At 45.8% G+C, this 11,848-nt stretch carries 7 protein-coding genes and 1 pseudogene; 4 read left to right on the top strand and 4 right to left on the bottom strand.

Going from position 1 to position 11,848, the window contains the following annotated elements; genetic code table 11:
• The first annotated feature begins 497 nt into the window (after positions 1-497).
• Positions 498-1,472, top strand: coding sequence for an octaprenyl diphosphate synthase (gene ispB / locus AC27HD_RS18430; protein WP_032095641.1), 975 nt, complete (start codon positions 498-500; stop codon positions 1,470-1,472).
• Positions 1,473-1,515: 43 nt separating this feature from the next.
• On the opposite strand, the gene AC27HD_RS18435 is transcribed toward ispB, so the two are convergent.
• From AC27HD_RS18435 to AC27HD_RS18445, 3 genes are all read right to left on the bottom strand, one after another.
• On the bottom strand, positions 1,516-2,232 hold the full coding sequence (locus tag AC27HD_RS18435; protein WP_487107719.1) for a ZIP family metal transporter: 717 nt from the start codon (positions 2,230-2,232) through the stop codon (positions 1,516-1,518).
• Between the two features lie 126 nt (positions 2,233-2,358).
• Positions 2,359-3,678, bottom strand: coding sequence for a Xaa-Pro dipeptidase (gene pepQ, locus AC27HD_RS18440; RefSeq protein ID WP_163107553.1), 1,320 nt, complete (start codon positions 3,676-3,678; stop codon positions 2,359-2,361).
• A gap of 196 nt (positions 3,679-3,874) precedes the next feature.
• Positions 3,875-5,983, bottom strand: a complete 2,109-nt coding sequence (locus tag AC27HD_RS18445; protein WP_487107721.1) for a transglycosylase SLT domain-containing protein — start codon at positions 5,981-5,983, stop codon at positions 3,875-3,877.
• 612 nt (positions 5,984-6,595) lie between these two features.
• On the opposite strand from AC27HD_RS18445, the gene fadB reads away from it, so the two are divergent.
• Both fadB and fadA read left to right on the top strand, forming a co-directional pair.
• The gene (gene fadB, locus AC27HD_RS18450; protein WP_487107723.1) at positions 6,596-8,746 is read left to right on the top strand and encodes a fatty acid oxidation complex subunit alpha FadB; all 2,151 of its coding nucleotides are present in this window, start codon (positions 6,596-6,598) and stop codon (positions 8,744-8,746) included.
• A 17-nt stretch (positions 8,747-8,763) separates the two neighbouring features.
• Complete coding sequence (gene fadA, locus AC27HD_RS18455) at positions 8,764-9,927, top strand: acetyl-CoA C-acyltransferase FadA (protein ID WP_163107555.1); 1,164 nt, start codon at positions 8,764-8,766, stop codon at positions 9,925-9,927.
• 62 nt (positions 9,928-9,989) lie between these two features.
• Here fadA and AC27HD_RS18460 read toward each other — a convergent pair whose 3' ends face one another.
• Entirely contained in the window at positions 9,990-10,958 is a 969-nt protein-coding gene (locus tag AC27HD_RS18460; RefSeq protein WP_487107725.1) for an integron integrase, read from the bottom strand.
• Between the two features lie 647 nt (positions 10,959-11,605).
• Between AC27HD_RS18460 and AC27HD_RS18465 the strand changes: the two are divergent.
• A pseudogene (locus AC27HD_RS18465) lies at positions 11,606-11,848 on the top strand (hypothetical protein); the annotation flags it as partial.

Raw genomic sequence — 11,848 nt, forward strand, 5'->3', positions numbered from 1 at the left:
CTTCACCCGCTATAGGATCTCAATATCGATCGCACGCGATCCCTATGAGCAGCCCGTTTTAGCTAAATGCTAGCGACGGTGTGTAGATGCTAGAACCGGTCTTATTCGATACTCTTTGATTTTCAGCACGTACTAACTATAGACAAAAGTAGTAGTAAAATAGGCGCATACGCTTTTGTAGCACTAAGAAAAATGAAGAAAACACCGGCTTTGGCAAGAAAAACAACGAAAGCCGCTAAATTTTACAATATCTGATATTACAGCATGACATGTATGGTACATGTTGTATAAGCACAGCAAGCGCTGATATAAGCGTTTGAATCTTCAAGCGCAAAACGTGCGTATTAGTTTGTGACATAAAGCGGCTTTAACCTTTACATTTCAAATGCGTTAAACTGTGATTTTTTGGGACAATTTGGTGGATAGTATGTGGCATTAAGGTACAATCGCCCTCAATACAGCACCAATCGTAAGAGTAAGTATTTATTGCCATGCCTATGGATATAGACCAAATTCGCGCACTGTCTAGCGACGATATGCAAGCAGTCAACACATTGATTCAAGAACAAGTGGACTCTGACGTTGCACTTATCAATCAGCTTGGCTTTTACATTGTTAATAGCGGTGGCAAGCGCTTACGCCCTCTTCTTACTGTACTTAGCGCGCGAGCAATGGGTATTGAAAATAACGAGCATCACACGCTGGCCGCTATTGTTGAATTTATTCACACCGCAACGCTACTTCACGATGATGTTGTTGATGAATCGACTATGCGCAGAGGTCGTGAAACAGCGAACGCGGTTTTTGGTAACCAGGCGTCTGTGTTGGTTGGCGATTTTTTATATACCCGCTCATTTCAAATGATGGTAAGCCTTAAGCGCATGCGCGTTATGCAGATATTGTCTGAAGCGACAAATCAGATCGCCGAAGGCGAAGTGCTGCAGCTCATGAATTGCAACGACGCCAACACAACGGAAGCCCGTTATTTTGACGTTATCTACGGTAAAACCGCTCGTTTATTTGAAGCTGCCACACAGCTTGCCGCAGTATTAACTGACCAAAGCGAAGCCATTGAACACGCCATGCAAGAATACGGTAAGCACTTAGGCACAGCCTTTCAGTTAGCTGATGATTTGCTTGATTACATGGCAGACAGTGAAGAAATGGGTAAAAACGCAGGTGATGACCTAGCCGAAGGCAAACCCACCCTTCCCTTACTATATGCAATGTGGCATGCCCAAAACGACGACGATAAAACACTGATTCGAGACGCCATTGAACAGAGTAATGGCTTAGCCCACCTCACTCGAATTCAAGGGATCATGGAAGCCACCGGCGCGCTGGATTACACCAGACAGTGCGCACAAAACGAAGTTGATATGGCAATAGAAAGCCTTGCGTCTATCCCAGACTCACAATACAAAGACGCATTAATTGCTCTCGCTCATATCTCAATAGAGCGCACTAGCTAGCTGATTTTTTTGTTCTCTGAAATGGTAGCTGAATTTTATGCAGCTACCCTTCCAACATGTGCCCGATAATCCCAACCAGAAAACCCAATATTCCCCCTAGCGGCGGTAACCAATGGTTCTCCATTCGAATTTGCGGTGCAATATCCTGAAACACCGAATACAAAATACCGCCCGCTGCAAACAACATAATGCCGCTAGTGATGACAGGAAATTGAGCCAAATAGAAGTAGCCAACTAAGCTGAAAATGGGCCCCAGCAATGCCATTAACACAAAGATAGAAATTAACTTTGTGCTGCGCTTTTTATTCTTCGGCACCATTTCACGATAAGCATTGAATCCTTCAGGTAAATTTTGTACCACGATTAACGCGCCCAACAGCATGGTAGAGCCACCAAGCGCGGCAGTTGCACCTAACGCTATAGACTCAGGCACAAAGTCACTGAGCATGGCGGCAAACTGACTGCCTGCGGTCTTCTTTTTCGCTAAATAGATATCAAGAAACATAAACGCGATTGCGCCGCAGATGAAACACGCTATTGCTGCAAAAACAGAGAGATTCTCTACCCCCTTTGGCACAAGCACTAGCCCTACCGCCGATATCAAAGCCCCTGCCCCTAAGGCCAAAATACCATGCCGTATCTCCTGCTCTCGCCACTGAGGCTGAATATGCTCATAGGTGGCCAGCAAGGCCCCTGCTGGCATAGCTAGACCCGCAATGGTCACAACAATAAGTAGATTAATAATACTGGCGTCGAACATAAATTTGCGCTTCCAATGTGCGTGTTAAAGGGGCTTGTTGACTCGGTTACACCTGTTGATATCTATGAAAGCCAACCAAAAAGAGCAGCGATTCGCTGCTCTTTTCAATGCTTAAGATTAAGCTGATTAGTTTAGATCGAGATCCCGCGTCATATTTTCGTTTTTATCACGGTGCACAATAATATTGTCTTCAATACGAATACCGCCAAATGGCTTGTACTTATCTACCGTGTCCCAGTTGATGTATTTTGACGCTGGCGTTGCTTTTAAGTCTCGCAACAAGCTTTCAATAAAATACAAACCTGGTTCAATAGTAAATACCTGACGAGGCTCTACGACACGAGTACAGCGTAAAAACGGATGATCTTCTGGCGCCGTTTTTGGCGTGCCCCTATCATCATTAACAAGCCCGCCTACATCGTGTACCTGTAGTCCAAGGAAGTGACCAATACCATGGGGGAAGAAAGTACGTGTTATTCCCATTTCAACAATGTCTTGAGGCTTTAGGTTAACTACACCTGTGTCGTGAAGAATTTGAGCAATACCGTCGTGTGCCAGTAGGTGAATATCAGTATATGCCACACCAGGCTTCAGGCTGTCTGCTAGTGTTAGCGTGACGTTGTCTACCGCTTTTATCAAATCTGCAAATAGAGATGAGTTTTGGCTGTAGGTTCTGGTGATATCTGCTGCGTAGCCGTTGTAAGTGGCGCCTGCGTCAATAAGAAACGAGCGCGATGTTTTAGGTGCAATATTGTCGCACTGCATGTAGTGCAAAATAGACGCGTGTTCATTTAAAGCAACAATACTGGTGTAGGGCACGTCGTTGTCGCCCTGTCTGCACGCGGCGGCATACGCCAAGTTGATATCAAACTCGCTCTTACCTTCGCGAAACGCTTGTTCTGCGGCTCGGTGACCGGCCACGGCAAGCTTATTCGCTTCACGCATACAGTCTAGCTCGTAATCTGTTTTATAGGCACGTTGATAGTGCAAGTAGTGCAGCACTCTGTCTGGATTCACGTTATCGAAGCCAAGGGCTTTCGCCACCTCGATATACTCGCCAATGTACGCCATACGAGATTTATCGTAAGGAAGGTGCTTTTCTACTGCATCGGCCTGTTGTAGCAACACAATGTTAAAGCTGTCTGTCCAGAAATCGTTTGGCTCTGGCGGCACTTTGTGCCAAAAATCTTCAGGGCGATAAAAGATAAGTGTTGGCTTATCTTCACCGTTAACTACCAACCAACAGTTAGGGTTATCTATTACCGGCAACCACGCTTTAAACTGCGGGTTCACTTTAAATGGATAGTGGTTATCATCTAAAAATAAGCGCTTGCCTTGGCCTGAGTGAATGACTAAACCGTCTAGTCCTTCACGCTGCAATGCTTCGCGTGTTCTAGCTTGTAACTCTTCTATATGCTGTTCGTAGGTTGCTTTATGGTGCGACATAGCCCCTCTTATTTTGTTCGTTGTTAGTTTTCTAATGCTGTATTACTGACATTTACTCTAGTACGAGTATACCATGAGCCTGTGCTCTTATTTATACCCCTACGATAAACTGCAGCCCAGCAGTGTTAACTTGCCACCTGAGCTGTGGCGTTAACGGTACAGCCAAGTTCGATTGACCTAAAAGCTGACAGCGCCCTTATTTTGGCGCTAACTGCATAACACCGGTTACTGGATGTGTACTCACCGCGTCTGCCGATGGGATCATATCCGAAGTAAGCTGAGGAAATATGTTGTTGCTGTTGCCAAGCTGCTGCTCGTATATATGTTGATACGTCATAACCGCTTTTACGTAAGCTCGAGTCTCTTTGTAAGGGATATTCTCAATCCAGATGTCCACCGGCAGCGCTTCATTCACGGGCAGCCACTCTAACACTTTTCTCCACCCGGCATTGTAAGACGCCGATACCAGTACCGGGTTGTTATCCAGTTTATCCATCAAATAGCGCAGGTACTGCACGCCGTACTCTACGTTCTCATTAACATCAAAAAGCTGACTGCGACTAACTTTAGTTTGCGCTACATATTTTGCCGTACCGGGCATTAACTGCATTAATCCTGCGGCGCCAACTGGCGATACAGCATCACTTCTAAACGAACTCTCTCGCCGAGCAATAGCCATCGCAAACGAGGTAGAGATATTGTGTGCTTCTGCCTTTTCACTAAAAACGTCATTAAAGGCAAGAGGGAAGCGTCGCTCTACATCATCCCAGTAGCCACTTCTCGCGAAGCTGCTTATTGCTTGGTCGTATAACCCCCACTCGTAGGCCAATATTCCTGCGTCGGTTATTTGATTATTTGGTATGTGAGTTAGCAAGTAGTACCACTCTCGTCTTGCTTCGGTCGCGCGGTCAAGACGAAAAAACTCCACTGCCCGCAAGGTGGCCGGTGTTACTGCAAGCTTGGCGATAGCGTTGCTATTTTTAGGTGCTGGATTGTTTTTTAGCGATGGAGAAGTGTTGATATGCGCACTTGCCATAAACCCATAGTAGTGACGCTCTTGTGCTAGCTGTTGATAAAGCACGGTGGCGCGCATGGGCTGCTCAGATTGTTCTAGCGACCGCGCAAGCCAATACCGATAGTTTGCTTTACGTTGTAACGCTTCTGGCGCGTTTTCAACAATTCGGATGACCTCGTCAAACTGCTTTGTACGAAGAAGGTGTGATACATGCCACAGCATTATGTCGTCGTTAGCGCCGGGGGCATCTGCTTTCTCTAACCAGTGGTGGGCTTGTGGCGACTTTTCTAACGTAAAGCTAAGCGCAATTGCACGATTTATAACATGGCGCTGCGCCTGTGAAAATACGCCTTGTTGATCATATCGCTCGTACACCTTTGCCGCAGTGGCTGGCTGTTGCCACGCCAGCTTTTCAAGAGACCATACCAGCGCTTCTCGCTCGCTTTGCACGTTCTTTAAGGGAAATAGCTTACTCTTTTGCACGCTGCTGACACTTCGCGTAACCGATAGCCAAATATCTGCAATGTACTGATCGCTTGCGGGAAGTTGACGCTTAAGATAAGGAATAATGCGTCTATTCTTTTCTTTGGCCGCAATTTCAATGCGCTTAATCACCATAGCAGGCGACATTAATCCTGCTTTTTTCCACTTTGCAAAAAGCGGATCGCATTCATCAGGTTGAGACTGACCGTGCAGCCACAGGGTGTCTACTTCTCGCAGTACTTGCTTTGCTGGCTCGCCATTTTGTAAACGGTAGTTCAGTGAAATACAGGTAAGTTTTGCCCCCATGCCGCTACTATAGCTGTCGAGAAAGGCCTGTTGGTGATTGCGTTTGGCCAAATAATTAAGCCATTTGTATCGCAAGCCATAGCTCACTGGCTGCCCGCGGTAGTCGTGCAGAAACTGCTTCACGTCGCGCTTTGTGCGAATAGACATGGTGCGCTCTAGTTTTAAGCGCAGTAAATAAGGGTACAGGGGATAGTCTGCCAGTGCGTAAATTTCACCGTCGAAGTCGTTAATACGACGACGCGAATACGTACGCAACTTTTCTTCTAGCGTAAGAAAATGCTGGCGTTTTTCAGCGTACATATCTGGCGGCAAGGTAAGTGATTGGGCTTGCGTGTGCTGCTGAGCGGCATGTAAAGAAGAAAATGGCAGTGCACAAAGCACTAGCATGGCGCAATTTAATAAAAAAACGGGCCGCAATAGTTTATTAGCCCGCAATGCGTGCATGCCAAAAGCGGTGTCGCGAAGACGATATACGCGCGACCAATAATGATATATAGACACAAAAAGCCCCCTACCCTGAATTGAACTCAACCTGTTTTGCACTAGCTTTGCATTAACGTGGAAAACGCCGAGTTGCTCGTTATACCTAACTCATAGAAATGGCAATGGCCGTTCATGAGTGGCATATGTTGCTGTGATAACCGCATTAATACTGCATATGTACTAATTAGCTGTGTACTTACTTAATGGTTAGTAAATACTTTATGAAAGCGCGATAAACGCCTAGCAAAAGTCAGTAATGCGCGTTAACAGCTTGGCTCCATGCCATTGAAGATGTTGTGCCGACTGCCCCTATTCATGTTTTACATCGTTAGCAATGCTTTACAAACATAGGCAGACTTATTGTCGATTATTCTTATATTAGATTGGCGCTTTGCGCTGATTATGCTCATTATACAACCACCAATACCGAAATGAAGCGTGAATTCGCTATTTACTCTTGAATTTAAGTCATCCGACCACTACCTTATGACAAATTGAAACAGATGTTTGAATTTTTGTGTGGCTTTGTAAAACCTGTAGCCACCCTAACGCGTTAGTAAATTGATACTGCCCTACAACACAGTTGGATTTAATTTACTAACATCCTGGCCAATGCCGAAGGAGATGATAATGATATACACAGGCAAAAGTCTTTCCGTCAGTCCGCTAGATGACGGCTTTGCTGAGCTAGTATTCGATGCTGAAGGTTCAGTGAACAAGTTTGACCGTCAAACGGTATCTGAACTTGACGAAGCAACTAAAGCGCTCGTTGCCAAAGGCGACGTAAAAGGCTTAGTAGTTCGCTCAGCAAAAAGCACCTTTATTGTGGGTGCTGATATTACCGAGTTCACTGGCCTTTTTGCCATGGACGATGCAGAAGTACTAGAGTGGGTGGCTAACACCTCACAAGTATTCGATCGCTTTGAAGATTTACCTTTCCCTACAATTGCAGCGGTAAACGGTTTTGCACTTGGTGGCGGTTGTGAAATGGCGTTAGCCTGTGACCTTCGCGTTGCTGACACGACTGCAAGCATAGGTTTGCCAGAAGTAAAACTGGGCCTTATGCCTGGATTTGGTGGCACAGTGCGTTTACCACGTCTTATTGGTGCCGATAATGCACTAGAGTGGATGACAACGGGCCGCGACAGAAAAGCAGCCAAAGCAATGGCCGAAGGCGCTGTTGATGCGGTAGTGGCACCAGAAGCACTCGCGACAAGCGCGCTGTCGATGCTTAAAGATGCAGTGTCAGGCGACCTAAACTGGGGCGCTCGTCGTGCTCAGAAAAAAGCACCACTACAACTAAATAAAAACGAAGCCATGATGAGCTTCTCTACCGCGCAAGCCATGGTATTTGCACAAGCAGGTAAACATTATCCTGCGCCACATAAAATGGTAGAAACATTACAAAAAGCGGCTGGCATGGACCGTGACGGCGCACTTAAAGTTGAAAATGAAGGCTTTGTAGCACTGGCAAAAACTGATGCGGCGAAAGCACAAATTGGTATTTTCCTAGCTGACCAGCTAGTAAAAGGCAAAGGCAAGAAACAAGCAAAAGCCAGCAAGAAAGACATCAAGCTTAATGCGGTACTAGGCGCCGGTATTATGGGCGGCGGTATTGCTTACCAAAGTGCCGTAAAAGGTATGCCGGTAGTGATGAAAGATATCAATACTGACGCACTCGACCTAGGTCTTAACGAAGCGGCCAGTATTTTAGGCAAAGGCATGAAGCGTGGCAAAGTAGACGCGTCTAAAATGGCGAAAACACTGAACGCTATTACGCCAACCCTTGAGTACAGCGCCATAAAAGATGCTGACCTAGTTATTGAAGCGGTAGTAGAAAACCCGAATGTGAAAGGGATAGTGCTTAAAGAAACAGAGCAAAACGTTGCCGACGACGCAATTATTTGTTCTAACACATCAACTATCTCAATTAACCAACTTGCAGAAAGCTTAGATAAGCCAGAGCGTTTCTGTGGTATGCACTTCTTCAACCCAGTACACCGCATGCCGCTAGTTGAAATTATTCGCGGCGAGAAAACGTCTGAAGACACTATTAATGCTGTTGTGGCAACAACATTACGCATGGGTAAAACGCCTATTGTAGTGAACGACTGCCCAGGCTTTTTAGTTAACCGCGTATTGTTCCCTTACTTTGCTGGCTTTAGCCAACTATTGCTTGATGGCGCAGACTTTGTCGCTGTTGATAAAGTAATGGAAAAACAATTCGGTTGGCCAATGGGCCCTGCTTATCTTATGGATGTAGTAGGCATTGATACTGGCGATCACGCGGCTGACGTTATGGCTGCAGGCATTCCTGAGCGTATGGCACGTTTAGGCGATGACCCAGTAACCGTACTTTATAAAGAAAAGCGTTTAGGCCAGAAAAACGGCAAAGGGTTTTATAACTACGGCAAAGACAAGCGTGGTAAGCCAACGAAAGTGGCTGCCGATGAAGCATACAGTCTGTTAGCTCCTATCGTTTCTGAGAAGAAAGATTTTGACGCACAAGACATTATTGCTCGTCTAATGGTGCCAATGGCTAACGAAGCTATCCGCTGCCTAGAAGAAGGTATTGTAGACAGTGCTGCAGAAGCAGACATGGCGCTACTATACGGCTTAGGCTTCCCGCCGTTCCGCGGTGGTATTTTCCGTTGGATTGAAACAATGGGACTAGCAAACTTTGTTGCACTTGCAGACAAGTACGCTGACCTTGGCCCGATTTACCAAATTTCAGATGGCGTTCGCAAGATGGCTGCTGAAGGTAAATCTTACTTCGCTTAATCCTTAGGAGAATATAAATGAAAGACGTCGTAGTAATCGATTGCGTACGCACCCCTATGGGACGCTCTAAGGGTGGCGTATTTAGAAATGTTCGTGCAGAAGACCTTTCTGCTGCACTAATGACTGCGCTATTAGAGCGCAACCCAAATGTAAACCCAGCTGACATAGAAGATATTATTTGGGGCTGTGTACAGCAAACCAAAGAACAAGGCTTCAACGTTGCACGTAACGCACAGCTGCTTACACAAATTCCACGTACCACAGGTGCGGTAACCGTTAACCGTTTGTGTGGCTCTTCAATGCAAGCCCTTCACGATGCCACAAGTGGCATTATGAGTGGCCGCGGCGATATCTACATGATTGGTGGTGTTGAACACATGGGCCACGTACCTATGAACTACAACATCGACTTTCACCCAGGCCTTGCGAAATACACCGCAAAAGCATCGGGCATGATGGGGATGACTGCAGAGCTGCTTGGTCGTCAAAACGGTATTAGCCGTGAAATGCAGGACGCCTTTGGCGCTCGCTCTCATCAGCTAGCACACAAAGCACACCTCGAAGGCCGTTGGGCCAACGAAATTGTGCCTGTAGAAGGTCACGATGCAGACGGTACGCTTAAGCTAATTAGTCATGACGAAGTTATTCGCCCTGAAAGTACAGCAGAAAGTATGGCGGCCCTTCGCCCTGTATTTGACCCTGTGAACGGTACGGTAACGGCGGGTACATCTTCGGCGCTGTCGGACGGTGCATCAGGCATGCTGCTTATGTCTGCCGATAAAGCGAAAGAGCTAGGCTTAACGCCACGTGCGAAAATTCGTGCAATGGCAGTAGCAGGTTGTGACGCCGCAATTATGGGTTACGGCCCAGTACCGGCAACACAAAAAGCACTTAAACGCGCAGGTTTAACGATGGACGACATTCAGTTGGCCGAGTTTAACGAAGCGTTTGCTGCTCAGGCACTATCTTGCGTTAAGCAGTTGGGCTGGATGGATAACCTGGATGATAAAATTAACCTTAACGGCGGCGCTATTGCATTAGGTCACCCATTAGGTTGTTCAGGCGCTCGTATTTCAGGTACCTTGATTAACTTGATGGAATCGCAAGATGTAGAGCTAGGCTTAGCCACCATGTGTATTGGTTTAGGCCAAGGTATTGCTACTGTATTTGAACGCGTTTAATTAGTTAAACACGTTTTATTGAAAGGGCCTTCGGGCCCTTTTTTGTTGCCTACCTATCACCTTTATTTCAATACTCTAGACAGTGGACTAACCACACCTTGCGCACCTTGTTGCAGAACATGGGTATAAATTTGTGTGGTTTTCACGTCAGAATGACCTAGTTGGGTTTGCACTGTACGAATATCAGCGCCAGCTTGTAACAGGTGCGTAGCGAAGGAATGGCGAAGTGTATGCGGCGTTACCTTTTTTTTGATGTAGCAGGCCTTCGCTGTATTTCTAATGGCCTTTTGAATACTCGACTCGTCGATATGGTGTCGACGCACCTTTTGATTTTCTGGGTCAACGGATAGCCGCGATGAAGGAAAAAGATAGTGCCAGCCCAATTCCCGCGGACCGTTTTTATATTTCACGCGCAACCTATGAGGTAAATAGACACCTTCATACTTTGGATTTTGTAGGTCAGCCACCAAATAGTTTTCAACCACACCAATTTGACGAGTAAGCCCAGGCTTTAGCTCGGCGGCCAGCGTAACAATGCGATGCTTGCCGCCCTTACCATCCCAAATGCGGATAGCGTTATAGTCGAAATCTATGTCTTTCACGCGTAACCGAACCGCTTCCATTAAACGCAGCCCACTGCCATAGAGTAACGAAACGGGCAGCTTCAAGTTCGCAGGAATTTGCGAAAATAGCGAAACCACTTCCTCTTGTGTAAGCACGACGGGTAACTTTGCACGCCTTCGACTAGTAACAAAGTCTAGCTCTAAAGTGAGTGGACGCTCTATTATATCTCGGTAAAGAAACGCTAATGCATTTAGTGCGCTCGCTTGAGTAGCAGGCGCAACGTTCTTAGCATTCACTAAATGAGATAAAAACAATTCTACCTCTTTATCGGCCATTTCAGAGGGGTGTCTATTATTATTGAAACGAATAAAGCTAACTATCCACGTGGTATAAAGTTCAATTGTGCGCTTCGCATAGCGGCGATTCCGCATATGCTCGACCACCATTTGCATAAACATTGATTTCATTTTTATTAAATTTATTAACTGTAAATGCAGACAGCATTACGGCTTTTCGAACACAGGTAAAATAAAACGGATATATTCCGTACTTAAGGCCAGCATTTTCAGATAGAAAGTATAGGTTGTTGATGAAAGGACATTTACGTGCGAAAGTTAACAAACTATAAAACGTGATATATGGAATTAATCCGCCTTGCATAAAGGATTTTTTCCGTACACTAAATTGTTAGGCGTCATTTACTTACAGCACTAAAAAGTGGGTTCAACCGTGACACTCCAGCATCAAGGTTGTTTCGCTAGGTTGTCTTTACGGCTTACTTTTCGGCAGTTTCAACGGCATTAGCAACGCGCTTTTCCTCAGTATCGTAACGCCAACATCCAACATCACCAGCTTTCTAAACTCGCTCTTTTATCCAGCAATGCCGTTAACATCTGGCTTTTCGCACAGGGTTGTTTTATCTTGAATTCAACAATTTAAATATGCGGTCTATTTGGCTAGTGGTGGCAGCAAAGCTGCGTACTTTCAGTTGTACGCCTAACAAAACGCTGTTGGCACTCCCTCCGGTCGCTGGGACGCTAACACGGGGCCGCTTCGCGATTATAGCCCCATGTTAGCGCCCCAAAGCTTAGTGTTAGAACTTACAAGGATGAATATGAAAAGATTACTTTTTTCAACTACCGCTACGATATTTTTAGCATCATGTGCGACCTATGAAGCACCCACTTTAAGCACTTCAGAAACCCTAGATTTCACTCATAGCAAAGTAGCGGCGGAAGAATATTGGATACCCGCAAAATTAGTAACGCCTAAATATCCAGTATCAATCGCTAAAGATAGAGTTGCTGGATGCTCCCGCTTCAAAATATCTATCAATAGTGACGGTAAGACTGTAAAC

Source organism: Alteromonas sp. 4NS20-0143 (assembly GCF_057542855.1).

Bases quoted from the DNA above. Each gene is read 5' to 3' on its own strand.
- ispB (WP_032095641.1), top strand. From the start codon at position 498: ATGGATATAGACCAAATTCGCGCACTGTCTAGCGACGATATGCAAGCA.
- AC27HD_RS18435 (WP_487107719.1), bottom strand. From the start codon at position 2,232: ATGTTCGACGCCAGTATTATTAATCTACTTATTGTTGTGACCATTGCG.
- pepQ (WP_163107553.1), bottom strand. From the start codon at position 3,678: ATGTCGCACCATAAAGCAACCTACGAACAGCATATAGAAGAGTTACAA.
- fadB (WP_487107723.1), top strand. From the start codon at position 6,596: ATGATATACACAGGCAAAAGTCTTTCCGTCAGTCCGCTAGATGACGGC.
- fadA (WP_163107555.1), top strand. From the start codon at position 8,764: ATGAAAGACGTCGTAGTAATCGATTGCGTACGCACCCCTATGGGACGC.
- AC27HD_RS18460 (WP_487107725.1), bottom strand. From the start codon at position 10,958: ATGAAATCAATGTTTATGCAAATGGTGGTCGAGCATATGCGGAATCGC.